The following is a 17,087-nucleotide window of genomic DNA, read 5'->3' as shown; positions in this document are numbered from 1 at the left end:
CTCCTGACGGCGAAAGTGCCGCGCTGATATAGAATGTATGGAGAGGTCTTTGTTGCAGCGAATTTTCCCAAGCGCACGCAAACAGCGTGCCCTTCTCGCAGGCACAGCAATTCTCTTTTCGGCGGCTCTTGCCGGATGCAACACTGCATCCACGCTAAACCCGTCGGAAACGATCACAGAGGGTTACGTGCTTGATCAGGATGCGCTCGATTCGGTTCCGGTTGGTTCCAGCCGTGAGCAAGTGCTTCTGGCTCTAGGAACGCCATCAACAACGGCGACCTTCGATAATGAAGTGTTCTATTACATTTCGCAGAAGCGCTACCGTGCGGCACAGTTCATGAAGCCGAAAATCGTCGATCGCAACATCCTTGCGGTTTACTTCGATAAGGATGGTAAGGTTCACCATATCGCCAATTATGGTCTTCAGGATGGCAAGGTCTTTGATTTTGTATCCCGTACGACGCCGACCGGCGGCAAGGATCAGACCTTCATTGGCCAGATCATTCAGGGTGTTGCCAAAGCTCCAACGTCGCTTCCAGGCGGCATGACAGCTGGCGGAAACAACTAATTCTGCAAAGTGGATTGCAAAAAACCCGCCTTACGGCGGGTTTTTTATTGTTTCGCATCACGCGGAATGTGCAAGCACTGCAAGCAACAAAAGTGCCACGATGTTGGTGATCTTGATTGCCGGATTAACGGCAGGACCAGCGGTATCCTTGTAAGGATCACCCACAGTATCACCCGTTACAGAAGCCTTATGTGCTTCCGAGCCTTTGAGATGCTTCACGCCATCGGCGTCTGTGAAGCCATCTTCAAAGCTTTTCTTGGCATTATCCCATGCGCCACCACCCGATGTCATGGATATGGCCACAAACAATCCGTTAATGATAACGCCCAGAAGCGACGCGCCAAGAGCCGCAAAAGCCGCCGCTTTGGAGCCTGAGATAAGCAGAACGCCAAAATATACGACAATTGGAGCCAGAACCGGCAGAAGTGATGGAATAATCATTTCCCGGATAGCCGCTTTGGTCAGCAGGTCAACTGCACGCGCATAGTCCGGGCGATCCTGCCCAGTCATAATGCCCGGCTTTTCACGGAACTGACGCCGCACTTCCTGCACCACGGCACTGCCTGCACGACCAACAGCCGTCATTGCCATACCGCCAAAGAGATATGGAATGAGGCCGCCGAAGATCAGACCAGCCACCACGTAAGGGTTAGAGAGCTCAAACGATACCGGTCCCATATCCGCAAAATAGGGATAGGTTTGTCCGTTGGCTGCGAAATAGGCGAGATCGTTTGAATAGGCAGCGAACAGTACAAGTGCACCGAGACCCGCAGAACCAATCGCATAGCCCTTGGTGACGGCCTTAGTCGTGTTGCCCACTGCATCCAACGCATCGGTGGATTTGCGCACTTCCGGATCAAGACCGGCCATTTCCGCAATACCACCCGCATTATCCGTGACCGGACCAAAGGCATCGAGCGCCACAATCATACCAGCAATGCCAAGCATGGCTGTAACCGCAATGGCGGTGCCGAAGAGTCCTGCAAGCTGATACGTACTGATAATACCACCAATAATAACAATCGCAGGCAAAGCGGTTGATTCCAGCGATACCGCCAGTCCCTGAATGACATTGGTGCCATGACCCGTCACAGAAGCCTGCGCAATCGAATTGACCGGGCGTTTGTTGGTGCCGGTGTAATATTCAGTAATCACGACGATCAGGCCAGTCACGATCAAGCCGATGATGCCGCAGATAAACAGGTTGGTGCCGGTGATTGTCATTCCTGCAACGACGCCCACCTCTCCCCAGCCGACCGTCAGCGTATTGGCAACGGCAAGACCCACGATAGACAGAAGTCCGGTTGCGATCAGGCCTTTATAAAGCGCGCCCATGATGGAGCCATTAACACCAAGTTTGACGAAAAACGTTCCCGCAATTGATGTGAGGATGGAAACGCCACAGATCGCCAGCGGATAAAGCATCACACTTGAAAGCACATCGGAACCGGCAAAGAAGATCGCAGCCAGAACCATGGTTGCAACAACCGTCACCGCATAGGTTTCAAACAAATCCGCTGCCATACCTGCGCAGTCACCGACATTATCGCCGACATTATCAGCAATGGTTGCTGGATTGCGTGGATCATCTTCCGGAATGCCTGCTTCGACCTTGCCAACAAGATCGCCGCCGACATCGGCACCCTTTGTAAAGATACCGCCGCCCAAGCGTGCGAAGATCGAAATCAGCGAAGCACCAAAACCGAGCGCCACAAGCGCATCGATGACTGTGCGATCAGAGGGTGCATAACCCAGCCAAACCGTCAGAATTAAATAATAAACTGACACACCCAACAGTGCCAAACCAGCTACGAGCATACCAGTAATAGCGCCAGACTTAAAAGCTATTTCCAAGCCTCCAGCGAGGCTGAGGGATGCGGCTTGCGCTGTGCGCACATTCGCACGAACGGAAACATGCATCCCGATAAAGCCTGTCAAACCGGACAGGATCGCACCGATGAGAAAGCCTACAGCGGCCGAAATTGAGAGCAGATACCAGACCGCAAGAAAGACAACCACGCCAACCAGCGCAATGGTTGTATATTGTCGCGCGAGATAGGCTGCGGCACCTTCACGAATTGCAGCAGCAATTTCCTGCATACGCGCTGTGCCCTGATCTGCGGCAAGAACCGAACGCGTTGCCCATATGGCAAACAGAACGGAAAATACACCGCAGGCTATGACGAGAAGAAGAACTCCGATTCCCATTTAGGCCAACTCCCATTGAGCGCGCACCAGCTTGCGATAAATCGCTCGCAATCACGGAGCGATTATCTGCACACATCGGCGCATGAAAGGCCCGAAAACCCCTCCCCGGGCCAGAGATAGCGGCATGGAAGTGCCTGAAACCGTCAAGTCACCGGGTTTCATCGGCTTGATTTTACGTTTGAAGCATCTGCTTACAATCGAAGAGTTTGCAGATGTTTCTGCATTCGCGCATTCTCAATGCCGCAGGCTCAACATGCGGAAGACGTATTGAAACGTCAAGTCGTAGTTTGTTGAATTACCAAAGCAAAAAGGCTGCGATTTCTCGCAGCCTTTTTGGTCTAAATAGGAATGTCTGTTACTTGCCGCGCGGCTTTGTTCCACGGCTTTCGCCACGAAGTTCGAAAGCAATACGGTCGAGCACCGCGTTGACGAGCTTCGGCTCTTCTTCGGTGTAGAAAGCCTTGGCGATATCGACATATTCCGAGACGATAACCGCAGTTGGTACATCTTTGCGGGTTTTCAATTCCCACGCACCGGCGCGCAAAATCGCACGCAGTGTTGAATCAAGACGGGAAAGCGGCCAATCTTCAGTCAATGCCTGATGGATCATCGGATCCAGTGCAAGCTGCGTTTCCACAACACCTGCCACAATGCCACGGAACCATTGCGGATCTGCATCGAGATACTGCATGCCATCCACTTCCTTGCCAAGGCGATGGGCTTCATATTCAGCAACGACTTCGATGACGCCTGTTCCGGCAACATCCATCTGATAAAGCGCCTGAACGGCTGCGAGACGCGCAACGCCACGCTTGTTTGCGGCTCTTGGTGCATTCGGGCTGGTGCGGCCTTCAGAAGAAGCAGTCATCGTATCAGGCTCCGAATTTCTTACGTAGATCAATCATAGTTAGGGCTGCACGGGCTGCAAAGCCACCCTTGTCCTTATCTTCGCGACGCGCACGCACCCAAGCCTGCTCATCATTCTCTACAGTCAGAATGCCATTGCCAATAGCAAGACCTTCTTCAACTGCAAGATCGGTCAATGCGCGGCAGGATTCATTGGCAACAATATCAAAATGATAGGTTTCACCACGAATGACTGTGCCGAGAGCGACAAAGCCATCATAATTCGTGCCGCCATTTTCAGCGCCATCAAGCGCGAAAGAAATCGTCGCTGGCACTTCCAGTGCACCGGGAACCGTCACAACATCATAAGTCGCGCCAGCAGCATCCAGAGCAGCCTTTGCGCCGTCAAGAAGCGCATCCGACAGTTCTTCGTAGAAACGCGCTTCAACAATGAGCAAATGCGGCGCGTGCGCCTCGTGCTTCGACATGAGAGACTCCATGACAGAAATCGCGGACCGCAAATCCTGCGGTCAACGCTAAATTCAAAAAAACAGCTTAGGGTTCTTAGGCTCTAAGCTTATTTCTTATATTGCGCAAGCCTTGCTGCGTAACGGGCCAGCTGATCGATCTCAATATTGATCTTGTCGCCTGCTTTACGGTCGCCCCACGTGGTCACTTCAAGCGAATGGCGAATAAGCAGAACGTCAAATTCATTGCCATTGACGCCATTGACCGTCAGCGATGTACCATCCAGTGCGACAGAGCCTTTCTGGGCGATAAAAGGTGCCAGTTCTTCCGGCGCACGCAGAGTGAAGCGGACAGCATCGCCCTCTTCCTTGCGCTCAACAATTTCCGCCTGTCCATCGATGTGACCGGACACAAGATGGCCACCCATTTCGTCACCAAGCTTGAGCGAACGCTCAAGATTAATGCGGGTGCCATTTTCCCATTTTGAAATGGTCGTGAGACGCAATGCCTCTTCCCAGGCTTCCACTTCAAACCAGCGGGCATTGGTGCCTTTTTCCGGTAGTGCCACAACGGTCAGGCAAACTCCAGAACAGGCAATCGAAGCGCCAAGCTCGATGGTTTCAGGATCGTAAGCTGTTTCGATCCGCAGCAGCACACCTTCATTAAGCGGCTTAATACGATCAACCTTGCCAATGTCGGTGACAATACCTGTAAACATCAAGTCTTCCTTACATATTCCGCATAAGCATCGTCGCCATATCGCGCCTCGCGCACAATTGCGAATTCATTAGCGATATGGGATTGCAGATCCGTGACGGCAACCCCGGCGGCAGAACCGATTTCAACAGGTGAGCGGAAAAGCACGACGCGATCAACCAGATTTTCTTTTAAAAAGCTGCTGGCAACGCTTGCTCCACCCTCGACCAGAACAGAGGAAATACCCTGTGCAGCAAGGTCATCCATCAATTCTGGTAAAGCGATGCGGCCTTCATCACTTTCCGCCGCGATGATGCGGCATCCCGCCGCCTGCATCTCATAACGTCGCTCAGGCGCCACATGTTCACAACAAGCAAGCCACAAAGGAATAGCGTCTGAACTGCGAATAAGCTTTGAATCGAGCGGCAGTTTTAATCCGCTATCCAACACAAGGCGAACGGGCGAGCGTTGTTCCAGCCCCGGCAGACGACAATTCAGAATTGGGTCATCAGCAATTGCTGTTTCGACACCGACCAGAATTACATCGGTCTGCGCACGCAGAATATGCGACTGCGCGCGCGCAATCGGACCCGTGATTGTTACCTGTCCCTCACCCTTTTTACCGATGAAGCCATCGGCAGAAAGTGCAAGTTTCAGAATCACTTCCGGGCGTTTTTTAGAAGATCGATTCAGATAGCCCGCGAGGTCATCGGCAGCCTTATCTGACAGAATGCCCGGCACCACTTCAATGCCCGCGTCACGCAGGATTGCGAAGCCTTTGCCGCTTACTCTTTCGTCGGGATCAGTCGCGGCAACAAACACCCGCACAATACCTGCATGCACCAGAGCTTCCGCACATGGCGGTGTACGACCATGATGTGCGCAAGGTTCGAGACTGACATAAGCCGTGGCGCCCCGCGCCGCCTCACCCGCATCGGCCAGTGCCTGCGGCTCTGCATGAGGACGCCCACCGATTGCCGTCACGCCACGTCCAACGATAACACCATCTTTGACGATGATCGTGCCAACTGACGGGTTTGTTCCCGTTAAGCCCTTGTTGCGCCGTGCAAGACGAATGGCTGCTTCCATGAAGCGCAGATCATCGGCCGTCGCTTTTGCATGCGAGAATTCCACTTGGCTCATTTTATGCGTCCGGGTCGGAGGCGGGTTCAGTGACAGTCAATTCATCAATGACGTTGTGGAAATCGACGGCCTTGCTGAAATTGCGATAGACGGAAGCAAAGCGGATATAGGCGATGTCATCGACGCCCTTGAGCGCATCCATCGCTAGACGGCCAATTTCGTCGGACGTTACTTCGGCTTCGCCTGAGCTTTCGAGTTGGCGCACGATACCAGAAATCGCGCGTTCGATACGCTCTTCATCAATCTCACGCTTGCGCAGAGCCACATCAATGGAACGAGATAGCTTTTCACGATCGAAAGGCACCCGACGACCGCTCTTCTTCACGACCATAAGATCACGCAATTGCACGCGCTCAAAAGTTGTGAAGCGTCCGCCACATACCGAACAGACACGACGTCGGCGAATAACCGCACCGTCTTCCGCCGGGCGGGAATCCTTCACCTGCGTATCTTCAGACTGGCAATAGGGACAACGCATGGCACTCTTTCAATTGAATAGATGATTCCATTGAATGATACCCCATCAGGCGAATGCTGCCTAATTGAGACAGATATGAAAAAGCCCGCTCAACAAGGTTGAACGGGGCTTCATCAAAATTTGAAGGGTTTTAGCCCTGATAGCCGTACATCGGGAAGCGATCAGTCAGTGCAATGACCTTGGCCTTAACCGCTGCTTCAACGGATGCATTGCCTTCGTCGGAGTTGGCAACTTTCAGACCATCGAGCACTTCTGCGATCAGCGAGCCAATTTCCTTGAACTCAGCCTTGCCGAAACCGCGGGTCGTGCCAGCAGGTGTACCAAGACGAACACCGGAGGTTACGAATGGCTTTTCTGGATCGAATGGAATGCCGTTCTTGTTACAAGTGACATTTGCACGGCCAAGTGCTGCTTCAGCGCGCTTACCAGTTGCATTCTTCGGACGCAGATCGACCAGCATCAGGTGGTTGTCGGTGCCGCCTGAAACAATGTCCAAGCCCTGCGACTTCAGTTCGTCCGAAAGCGCACGCGCATTATCGACAACGTTCTGAGCGTAGATCTTGAATTCCGGCTTCAGAGCTTCTGCAAAAGCAACGGCCTTACCAGCAATCACGTGCATCAGCGGTCCGCCCTGCAAGCCCGGGAAGACAGCAGAATTGAACTTCTTCGCCAGATCTGGATCGTTGGTGAGGATCATACCGCCGCGTGGACCGCGAAGCGACTTGTGAGTCGTCGTGGTGCAAACATGCGCATGTGGAACCGGCGATGGGTGTACTCCACCGGCAACCAGACCAGCGATGTGAGCCATATCGACCATCAGATATGCGCCAACTTCATCAGCGATTTCACGGAAACGCTTCCAGTCCCAGATACGGGAATAGGCAGTACCACCAGCAAGAATAAGCTTCGGCTTGTTTTCACGTGCAAGACGGGCGATTTCTTCCATATCCAGAAGGTGATCGTCTTCACGAACGCCATAGGAAACAACGTTGAACCACTTGCCCGACATGTTAACAGGCGAACCGTGCGTCAGGTGACCACCGGAATTGAGGTCGAGGCCCATGAAAGTGTCGCCCGGCTGCAAAAGCGCCAGGAACACAGCCTGATTCATCTGGCTGCCGGAGTTTGGCTGGACGTTTGCAAATTCTGCACCGAACAGCTTCTTGGCGCGCTCAATCGCCAGTTCTTCAACAACGTCAACATACTGGCAGCCGCCATAATAGCGCTTGCCCGGATAACCTTCGGCATATTTGTTGGTGAGGATCGAACCCTGTGCTTCAAGCACCGCACGCGAAACAATATTTTCCGAGGCGATCAGCTCAATTTCATGACGCTGACGACCGAGTTCGTTGCGGATCGCACCGAAAATATCGGCATCAATCTCTTCAAGAGTTGCGTTGAAAAAAGCGGTATTGGCTTGTGTCATGTTTCACACCCTCCGGGTTAGCCGGCCGTAGCACTAAGAGATGAGGCGCAGTATCACACTTCGAATGGCAAGGCCAATGGCCGCAAAGCGAAAAGCATGTTCCAAAATGCGGCATGATGGTGCCAAAGGCACTGCCGGAAACAAAAAAGCCGCCCGAAATAGATTGGGGCGGCTTTTTTGCAGATAGTTTCAGATCAGGTATCAGTGCCAAGCGCCAGCGCGCTCGAACCATCCATCTTGTAGATGTCGTCGCGGAACTGCACTACACCATCACCAGTCGACCATGCGGTGATATAAACGAAGTGCAGCGGCACAGGATCAACCACCTGAATAGGCGTATTCACGCCGGAAGCAATCGTGCCTTCAATATTCTGACGATCCCAGCCAGCTGTGTTCTTCAACAGCCAGACATCCAGATCGCGAACGTTCTGCACGCGGACGCAGCCGGACGAATCAAAGCGCATCAACTTGTTGAAATAGCTCTTCTGTGGTGTGTCATGCATGTAAACGGCATGCGTGTTGTGGAAGTTGATCTTCGTGGAGGACATGGCGTTGATCTTGCCCGGGTCCTGACGGAACATCAGCTTCACCGCATCGTCGGTGTTCCAGTCAACGCTTTCCGGCGGAACCTCCTGACCCTGCGCATTGTAGAGGCGGATCTTGTTGTTTGCCAGATATTGCGGGTTTTTCCGCATCAGCGGAATAATATCCTTCTGGATGATCGACTTTGGAGCCGTCCAGTACGGATTGAGAATCACTTCGTGAATCTTGGAATCAAGAATTGGCGTCTGACGATCAATCTTGCCAACGACCGCTGTATGGCGCTGTGAAACGCTGCCGTTTTCAACAGCCTCAATACGTGCCGCAGGAATATTGACCATAACAAAGCGCTGCTCTGTCTGGCTTGCAGGTGTCATGCCGGAAAGACGCTGAAGATTGGTCTGCAACTGGCCAAGACGGGTATTCGCATCAACATTCATTGCAGCGTAGGTGAACTGGCCCATAACGCCATCGGCAGGCAGGCCATGACGCGACTGAAAGCGCTTAACGGCTGCATCGACATAAGTGTCATACGCGCTCGAAACACCAGCTTCACGTGGCAGATCGCCAGAAACGATCAAACGCTGGCGCAGAGCCTGAACCGAAGGATCATTGACGCCAAGCTGTAACTTTGCGCTGCCGGGAACCTGCGGCCAACCACCACGAGCGGCAAGATCACCATATTGGGCAATTGCCGACTGAAGATTGCCAACCGTCTGCTGACTGATAACCGGCTGATTGGTTGCAACCTTCTGGCCACCCGTTGCACGCGCATCAAACTGGTCATCCCAGTTACCGCGACGCGGTGCTGAAAGAATATCATTCAAAGCCTGCTGCTGGGCAAATGCTGCAGGAGCGATTGCAGATGCGGCAGCGGCCAAACCAGCGGTTGCAGCACCGCGCAGAAAGCTGCGACGGCCCACATTCATAGCCAGCATATTCTTGTCGGTTTTGGTCATTGTTTTGGTCCCAAAGGCTAACCTGTTGCGTCCGAATGCAAGGCACTCAGAAATAGCTCATGATTATGCACTGTATTAAACCCGATAAGTCGGTTTTTATGGCTTATTCATGTCGCGCCGCCAAGAATTCAAGGCAGCAACTGCTTAAATAGCTAGCAATCATGCAGTTCGTCGTATTAACCGGCGCAATTGTGACCGTTCTGCAACAAAATACTACAGTCGGTACGCTATGCTGTCATTCCAGAAACGATCGAGACGCTGCAACGAACGGTTCATGGCTGTAAACTCTTCCACCTGAATGCCACCGACCTGCTCAATAGAAGCAATATGACGCTGATAAAGAGACTGCACCTGATCGGCGATTTCATTGCCTTTATCGCTCAAGCTGACACGCACCGAACGACGATCTGTGCTTGAACGCTCATGATTGATAAAGCCCATATCAACGAGCTTTTTCAGATTGTAAGAGACGTTAGAACCAAGATAGTAGCCTCGCGAACGCAACTCGCCTGCGGTCAGTTCGGAATTACCGATGTTGAACAAAAGCAACGCCTGTGTCGCATTGATGTCGCTTCGACCAGCGCGATCAAACTCATCCTTGATGACGTCGAGCAGACGACGATGCAGACGCTCAACGAGCTGTAATGCTTCAAGATAAAGTGTGCGGAGCGCTGCTTCGGGATTCAAAAGCGGAGCAGATGCATCCATTCTGTGCTGTGCATTGATCATGTCTTTTGCCTCTCTGTCGGAGCAACCTTACGTGAGGTCACTCTCTTTCCTGTTCAGCCGGTGTTTTCACCGTGTCTGGATAGGAATTTAGACGAGATGCATAAAATTCGAATTAAAAGTCAGCCTTAACAGTAGCTTACCAAGCGAAATGCAATTTCAGGCTTAATGTTTTGTTACCAGCACATCAATTCAGACGGCAAGACCGACGCGTGACAGCCGGCGCTTTTCTAGAAAGAGCATGATGCGGAAGACAACATAAATGAGGATGCAGATCGCATTAAAACCAACAATCAATGGCCGATATTCGAAGTGTCGGGCAAAGACGGAATAGATCGCTATCTCACCAAGCGCTGCCACGACCCATAAAACCGGCCCCCACGGCGCACGCATCCAAAGGCCAGTTGCCGCTACGGGCATCAAGAGTGCCAAAGCAACGCAGGCCGTTTGCCACTGCCACGGCATCAGATCAAAGCGCCACAACAAGCCGGGTTGCACCCCAATCAGCTTAATCCAGTAATAAACGCCGCTCGCAAGCGCAGCCAAAGAGATCAAACGCATAAACCATACGAAAGACCATTCCGTGCCACTGGGCTGGATATGCTGGTGCAACTCATCCTGACGCATCAAAAGCTCAGTTCCCTCTCGCCAAGATTGGCAAAATACGCGTTGACCGTTTCCGGCTTCACTTCATCAATCGACGCAGGCTGCCAGACTGGCGCCCCGTCCTTATCGATCAAAACTGCCCGAACGCCTTCATAAAAATCGTGCCCTGCCAACATGCGTGATGCAATGCGATATTCCATGCGCATACAATCATCGAGATCAAGCGCACGGCCATCAGCTATCTGACGGAATGTCACCGCTAAACTGGTTGGCGACCGCGTAGCAAGAACTGTCAAAATATCCGTTGCAGGCTTGCTGCCATTTGCTGCAGCCTTTTGCAGCGCTTCGATACATTCAGCAAGCGTTGCATGCTCAAAACTTTCGGCAATCACGTTGCGGGCTTCGGGAGATGTTTCGAAATCAGGATATTGAGCACGCGCCAGAGCCGCATCAATATCGGCTTTTGCAATCAAATCATCGCGCAGATCATCCAGATCGCTGCTTGATATAGCATGAGTAGCAATACCGCTTTGCAGGCAATCGCCCCAGCGAATCCGATTACCCGTTAGAGCGAGATAATAGCCGAAATTATCATGCAGATGCGGCAGGAACGCGCTTCCACCCACATCGGGGAAAAAGCCAATACCTGTTTCTGGCATGGCAAAAAGCGTATTTTCAGTGACGATCCGGTGCGAGCCATGAATGGAGATACCTGCGCCACCGCCCATAACAATGCCGTTCAACAAAGAGACATATGGCTTTGGGAACCGTCCAATGCGCGCATTGAGACGATATTCGTCACGGAAGAAATCAAATGCAGGCGTTCCTTCCTGGCCAGCCTTATAAGCGGCCACAACATCACCACCCGCGCAGAAGGCACGACCTTCACCTTCGACAATAACGACAACGACATCATCATCCGATTCCCATGCTTGCAAAGCACGGTCGAGCGCAAGAATCATTTTATGGGTAAGAGCATTGAGCGCAGATGTGCGTGTAAGCCTGACAAGGCCAGCCTTACCCTTACGTTCAAAGCTGATTTCGCTGCCGCCACCGAAGTCAATCTGCATGTCGCTTTCTCCCGTATGATCAAAGTGTTTCAGATAAGACCGAAGGTTCGAAACACGTTAATCATTCTATCTTGCGCATTATCTTACGCAAAACCGCTCCGCACTTTTGCTGGAAATGCTTTCAATGGGTAGAAACTGAAAAGCCCCGCGTCAATCCTGCACAGGCTATTGTGCTTGGTTTAGCCACTTTTCCCGTGATAAACCGTCTGCAACACACACTAAGCTTCCGAACCGGTAGATTCCCAAGCTTTCTTCTCTCGGGAACATTTATATGACTGATCGTCTGAACAACATTTCTCCTGCCAACATTTCGGGCCACGTCGATGATGTGACCGGAGGCCGTCGTCTGCGGCGCATGCGCAAGGCCGACTGGTCACGCAGACTGGTTCAGGAAACACATCTGACGGTAGACGATCTGATCCTGCCATTCTTTTTGACCTACGGAACCGGCGTCACCGAAGCAGTCGATGCCATGCCCGGCGTAGAACGCTATTCGGTCGACATGGCTGTGCGTATGGCAGAGAAAGCCGCGAAGCTTGGTATCCCTGCGATTGCGCCCTTCCCGCGTGAAAAAGCAGAAGTAAAGACCGAGGACGGTGCTTATGTTGCAAGCCCCGACAATCTGATCAATCGCGCCGTGCGTGCGATCAAAAAAGAAGTGCCTGAAATCGGCATCATCACGGACGCAGCGCTCGACCCATTCACGACGCATGGTCATGACGGCATTTTGCGTAATGGCGAAATCATCAATGATGAATCGGTTGCCATGGTTGTTCGTGGCGCACTGTCTCAAGCAGAGGCGGGTGCAGATGTGATTGCACCTTCCGATATGATGGATGGTCGTATCGGCGCTATTCGTCAGGCACTGGATGCGCATGGCTTCAACCATGTGCCGATCATGTCCTACGCAACCAAATTCGCATCAGCCTTCTATGGCCCATATCGCGATGCAATCGGTACAGCTGGTCTGTTGAAGGGCGACAAGAAGACATACTATATCGATCCGGCGAACCCGGAAGAAGCTGTGCGGGAAGCCGAACAGGACGTGGCGGAAGGCGCTGATATGCTGATGGTGAAGCCCGGCATGCCTTATCTCGACATCATCCATCGTCTGAAGAACACGTTCCGCCTGCCGACTTATGCCTATCAGGTATCAGGCGAATATTCGATGATCAAAGCTGCCGGCATGAATGGCTGGATCGACGAAGAAAAAGTCATGATGGAGAGTCTTCTCGCCTTCAAACGTGCGGGCTGCGACGGTATTCTCACTTACTTCGCGCTGGATGTGGCGGAAAAGCTGAAAAGCCAAAGCTAATTTCCAAAACGCTATTTCCTTGAAATAGCCTGTTTCATGCACCACCTTGAGACTGTTCCGCGACGTGCGGAGCAGCGGACGGTTTATTTCCCGAACGCTTTTCGTATTAACGACTGGAAGGGACAATGTCCGATCATATTCTACACGGCGAAGTTATAGGGCCGCGTTACGAAAGCCGCGCATTTTTTGAAGGCGTGCGCACGCGTCGTATCATGGCGTTCCTCATCGACTATCTCATCGTGTTTCTATTGTGCATTCCGGCTGCCATAGTAATTTTCATCCTTGGCATCATCACACTGTCGCTTGGCTGGGCGCTTTATGCGATCATGTTTCCGGTCGTCGCTCTGTTCTACGTTTCGCGCACGCTGGGCGGACCACAGCAGGCCACCAAAGGCATGCAGATGATGAACATCAAAATCGTTCGTCTTGAAGGCGGAACTGTCGACCCGATGCTGGCTGTGGTTCACACAGTTCTATTCTGGGGCCTTAATGTAGTGCTGACCCCACTAATCTTGCTTGCCACGCTGGTCATTGACCGTAAGCGTGCCGTGCATGACCTCTTGCTTGGAACTGCCGTCATCCGTTCGGATCGATAATCAAGCATCAAAAAAATTCAGGGCCGGCTGCACAAAATGTCTATTGACGTTTTGTGCAGCCGGCTCAATCTTTAGAGCATGTCTCCCAAAAGTGGAAACCGGTTTTGGGATCAAGACATGCCTATAAAAATCACAAAGAGATGGTTCGGTATTGCCGTTTCGTGGATATTGAATGACCCATCAACCGCAACAGTCTCCGCAGTTTTTCCTAACGGCTCCATCGCCCTGCCCGTATCTCGACGGGCAAATGGAACGTAAGGTTTTTACGCATCTCGTTGGAGACAAAGCCAGCGAGATCAATGATCTGCTGACGCAAGGTGGTTTTCGTCGCTCTCAAAACATTGCCTACAGACCTGCATGTGAGATGTGCCGCGCTTGCGTTTCGGTACGAATCCTGACGGGTGAGTTCGAGATGAACAAAAGCATGCGCCGGGTGTGGGATCGCAATCGCGATCTGATTGGTCGTCCGCACAAGGCGCAACCAAGCACCGAACAATACGCATTGTTCCGCGATTATCTGGATGCACGGCACCATTCGGGCGGTATGTCCGATATGACAGTGCTCGATTATGCGATGATGGTCGAAGACACCCACGTTAATACGCAGATTATCGAATATCGCCGACGCGGGCCGGATAGTTTCATCAGCGCCAAGGGTGACGGAGAGCTGATCGCGGTCGCTCTTACCGACGTGATGGCTGACGGTCTGTCGATGGTCTATTCGTTCTTCTCACCGCATATGCATGAGCGGTCCATTGGAACCTACATGATCCTCGACCATATCCAGCGTGCACGTGCGGCTGGCTTGCCCCATGTCTATCTCGGCTATTGGGTCGAAGGCTCACGGAAGATGCAATATAAGACGCGGTTCAGACCGCAGGAGCATCTCGGGCCACGTGGATGGCAGAAATTTGAAGGATAATAAAAAGGCGGCATCAAAGCCGCCTTTGTTTTAGAATTTTCCCGAACGTGGGAAACCCTTTGGCACCGTACGACCGGCTGAGGCACGAGCCGCAATCCACTCAACAAGCTCTTCCTTGTTGCGATTGAATGTGCGGTCAGCTGAATCCTGCCACGACAAACCGTCAGCAATTGCAAAAGTACGAATGTCGGAAATGCCGCCATCCTTGTATTTCTGCAAACGCACACCCTTGCCGCGGGTCATTTCCGGAATTTCAGCAAGCGGGAAGACGACCATCTTACGATTTTCGCCGACCACCGCGATGTGATCACCTGAAATACGTTGACAAAGCTTGGCTTCGTCCGGCGCCTTCACATTCATCACCTGCTTACCCTTGCGGGTATTGGCGACGGCTTCATTCTCAGACACGATGAAGCCATTGCCTTCATGGGACACAAGCAGAAGCTTCGCCTGCGGATCATGGACAAAAGCGGTGAGAATATCCTGATCGTTTTCCATATCGACCAGAATGCGGATCGGTTCACCATGACCGCGACCGCCCGGAAGCGTATTCGCGCCAATGGTGAAGAACTTGCCGCCCGTCGTGAAGAACAGAATCTTATCCGTAGTCTCAGCGTGGAAAGCGAGCTTGAGCTTATCGCCTTCCTTGAAAGCCAGTGTCGAGAAGTCAGCCATATGGCCCTTCATCGCGCGCAACCAGCCCTTTTCAGACACAACGATTGTGACCGGCTCACGCTCGATCATCGCCTGATGAATATCTTCAAGATCGTGGGTTGGCGCTTCAGCAAAGGTGCTTCGACGCTTGCCAAGCTTGGTCGCTGGCCCAAACTTTTCGCGGACAGCTTTGATTTCAGTGCTGATCTTCTTCCATTGGCGCGTGCCAGAAGCGAGCAAGCCTTCCAGATCAGATTTCTCGGCTGTTAGGCCATCAAATTCTTTACGGATTTCGAACTCTTCAAGCTTGCGCAACGAACGCAAGCGCATGTTGAGAATGGCTTCGGCCTGATTATCCGTCAGATCGAAAAACCGCATCAGCTCCTGCTTCGGCTCATCCTCTTCACGAATGATACGGATGACTTCATCAAGATTGAGATAGGCTTTCAGGAAACCGCCGAGGATTTCCAGTCGCTTCTCAATTTCCGCCAGGCGATATTCGGAACGGCGAACCAGCACTTCCTTGCGATGTTCGAGCCATTCTTTGAGCACGCCGCCAAGCGAAAGAACATTGGGCACTTTGCCATGCGAAAGCACGTTCATGTTGAGCGAAACGCGGTTCTCAAGCTCAGTCAGCTTAAACAGCGATTCCATCAACAATTCTGGATCGACCGTGCGGTTCTTCGGTTCCAGAACGATGCGAATGTCTTCCGCAGACTCATCGCGAATATCATCAAGCAGCGGCAGCTTCTTCGCCAGAAGAAGCTCAGCAATTTTTTCAATCAGGCGCGACTTCTGAACCTGATACGGAATTTCAGTGACAACGATCACCCAAGTTCCGCGATTGCCCTCTTCCTTTTCCCAGCGTGCGCGCGCACGAAACGAGCCGCGACCGGTGCGATAGGCTTCAACGATATTGGCATGATCCTCGACCAGAATACCGCCAGTCGGGAAATCAGGACCGCGCACCTTACATTTCAAAAGCGCTGTGGGATCACTCTCCGCTTCCTTTTTCAACTCTTCCCACTGCGCAGGCGAAGTGATCAGTTCTTCGACGCTCGCATCGGGATGATTGATGAGATACAGCGCGGATGAGCAAAGCTCCGCCACATTATGCGGCGGAATATTGGTCGCCATGCCGACCGCAATACCGGCCGAGCCATTGGCGAGCAGGTTCGGGAATGCACCCGGAAGGACGATGGGTTCTTCGTCTTCCTCATTATAAGTCGGGCGGAAGTCGATGGCGTTTTCGGTGATGCCTTCGAGCAGCAGCGTTGACACTTCTGTCATTCGCGCTTCGGTGTAACGCATTGCAGCTGCATTATCGCCGTCAATATTGCCGAAATTACCCTGCCCGTCCACGAGCGGATAACGAACGGCAAAATCCTGCGCGAGACGCACCAGTGCATCGTAAATCGAGGCGTCGCCGTGCGGATGGAATTTACCCATCACATCACCAACGATACGCGCGCATTTTGCATAGGCCTGATCAGGATTAAGACGCAGCAGACGCATCGCGTGCACAATACGGCGGTGAACCGGCTTCAAACCATCGCGCACATCCGGCAGCGCACGATGCATGATCGTGGACAGCGCATAAGCGAGGTAGCGTTCTTCAAGCGCAGACTTGAGATCGACCCGTTCGATGTGTTCTTCGCCGTCGCCCGGCGGAATCAGACTTTTACCCATAATTCTCAGTACCAATTGCGCGATTCGTCAGCAAGTAGTGATGAGAACCAATCCAGTACATTCGTCGCAAATATGCCGTCATTGCTCCTGTATAGAGAAATTATCGTGGTTTTTGCCACAAGGAACACAGGAAAAGCGAAACGGGCTGTTTTTCCTTTCGTAAAAGCTTATGTAGAC

General features: G+C 52.3%; 16 protein-coding genes. 4 read left to right on the top strand and 12 right to left on the bottom strand.

Annotated features, from left to right (window positions below):
• Positions 1 to 49 precede the first annotated feature (49 nt).
• Positions 50 to 568 carry an outer membrane protein assembly factor BamE gene (locus WH356_RS01600; protein ID WP_250039610.1) on the top strand — a complete coding sequence of 173 codons (519 nt, stop codon included), beginning with the start codon at positions 50 to 52 and terminating at the stop codon, positions 566 to 568.
• A gap of 57 nt (positions 569 to 625) precedes the next feature.
• On the opposite strand, the gene WH356_RS01595 is transcribed toward WH356_RS01600, so the two are convergent.
• From WH356_RS01595 to WH356_RS01545, 11 genes are all read right to left on the bottom strand, one after another.
• Positions 626 to 2,776, bottom strand: a complete 2,151-nt coding sequence (locus WH356_RS01595; RefSeq protein WP_339508353.1) for a sodium-translocating pyrophosphatase — start codon at positions 2,774 to 2,776, stop codon at positions 626 to 628.
• Positions 2,777 to 3,131: 355 nt separating this feature from the next.
• The gene (nusB, locus tag WH356_RS01590) at positions 3,132 to 3,644 is read right to left on the bottom strand and encodes a transcription antitermination factor NusB (protein WP_339508351.1); all 513 of its coding nucleotides are present in this window, start codon (positions 3,642 to 3,644) and stop codon (positions 3,132 to 3,134) included.
• Between the two features lie 4 nt (positions 3,645 to 3,648).
• Entirely contained in the window at positions 3,649 to 4,110 is a 462-nt protein-coding gene (locus WH356_RS01585; protein ID WP_339508350.1) for a 6,7-dimethyl-8-ribityllumazine synthase, read from the bottom strand.
• 89 nt (positions 4,111 to 4,199) lie between these two features.
• Entirely contained in the window at positions 4,200 to 4,808 is a 609-nt protein-coding gene (locus WH356_RS01580) for a riboflavin synthase (RefSeq protein WP_313828317.1), read from the bottom strand.
• Positions 4,808 to 5,929, bottom strand: coding sequence for a bifunctional diaminohydroxyphosphoribosylaminopyrimidine deaminase/5-amino-6-(5-phosphoribosylamino)uracil reductase RibD (ribD, locus tag WH356_RS01575; RefSeq protein WP_339508346.1), 1,122 nt, complete (start codon positions 5,927 to 5,929; stop codon positions 4,808 to 4,810). Before ribD ends, WH356_RS01580 begins: the two co-directional genes overlap by 1 nt.
• A 1-nt stretch (position 5,930) precedes the next feature.
• Positions 5,931 to 6,407, bottom strand: a complete 477-nt coding sequence (nrdR, locus tag WH356_RS01570) for a transcriptional regulator NrdR (RefSeq protein ID WP_339508344.1) — start codon at positions 6,405 to 6,407, stop codon at positions 5,931 to 5,933.
• Between the two features lie 130 nt (positions 6,408 to 6,537).
• Positions 6,538 to 7,833: a serine hydroxymethyltransferase gene (gene glyA / locus WH356_RS01565; protein WP_339508342.1), complete on the bottom strand. Its 1,296-nt coding sequence runs from the start codon at positions 7,831 to 7,833 to the stop codon at positions 6,538 to 6,540.
• Between the two features lie 194 nt (positions 7,834 to 8,027).
• Entirely contained in the window at positions 8,028 to 9,332 is a 1,305-nt protein-coding gene (locus tag WH356_RS01560) for a L,D-transpeptidase family protein (RefSeq protein WP_339508341.1), read from the bottom strand.
• A gap of 213 nt (positions 9,333 to 9,545) precedes the next feature.
• Entirely contained in the window at positions 9,546 to 10,061 is a 516-nt protein-coding gene (gene ldtR, locus WH356_RS01555; protein ID WP_250039598.1) for a transcriptional regulator LdtR, read from the bottom strand.
• A gap of 189 nt (positions 10,062 to 10,250) precedes the next feature.
• Complete coding sequence (locus WH356_RS01550) at positions 10,251 to 10,685, bottom strand: DUF6163 family protein (RefSeq protein WP_339508339.1); 435 nt, start codon at positions 10,683 to 10,685, stop codon at positions 10,251 to 10,253.
• Entirely contained in the window at positions 10,685 to 11,734 is a 1,050-nt protein-coding gene (locus WH356_RS01545) for an enoyl-CoA hydratase/isomerase family protein (RefSeq protein WP_339508338.1), read from the bottom strand. Before WH356_RS01545 ends, WH356_RS01550 begins: the two co-directional genes overlap by 1 nt.
• A gap of 271 nt (positions 11,735 to 12,005) precedes the next feature.
• Here WH356_RS01545 and hemB point away from each other — a divergent pair, with 271 nt between their 5' ends.
• From hemB to WH356_RS01530, 3 genes are all read left to right on the top strand, one after another.
• Complete coding sequence (gene hemB / locus WH356_RS01540; protein ID WP_339508337.1) at positions 12,006 to 13,049, top strand: porphobilinogen synthase; 1,044 nt, start codon at positions 12,006 to 12,008, stop codon at positions 13,047 to 13,049.
• Positions 13,050 to 13,174: 125 nt separating this feature from the next.
• Positions 13,175 to 13,645: an RDD family protein gene (locus WH356_RS01535; protein WP_339508336.1), complete on the top strand. Its 471-nt coding sequence runs from the start codon at positions 13,175 to 13,177 to the stop codon at positions 13,643 to 13,645.
• Between the two features lie 172 nt (positions 13,646 to 13,817).
• A complete protein-coding gene (locus WH356_RS01530) occupies positions 13,818 to 14,567 on the top strand; it encodes an arginyltransferase (protein ID WP_339508335.1) in 750 nt (249 codons plus the stop codon).
• Between the two features lie 30 nt (positions 14,568 to 14,597).
• Here WH356_RS01530 and WH356_RS01525 read toward each other — a convergent pair whose 3' ends face one another.
• Positions 14,598 to 16,910, bottom strand: a complete 2,313-nt coding sequence (locus WH356_RS01525) for a DNA topoisomerase IV subunit A (RefSeq protein WP_339508333.1) — start codon at positions 16,908 to 16,910, stop codon at positions 14,598 to 14,600.
• Positions 16,911 to 17,087 lie beyond the last annotated feature (177 nt).

Source organism: Ochrobactrum sp. MYb379, from assembly GCF_037479515.1.
Taxonomy (GTDB): Bacteria; Pseudomonadota; Alphaproteobacteria; order Rhizobiales; family Rhizobiaceae; genus Brucella.
The sequence above is the reverse complement of the archived record's forward strand: the minus strand, read 5'-3'. Positions and strand labels throughout refer to the sequence as shown.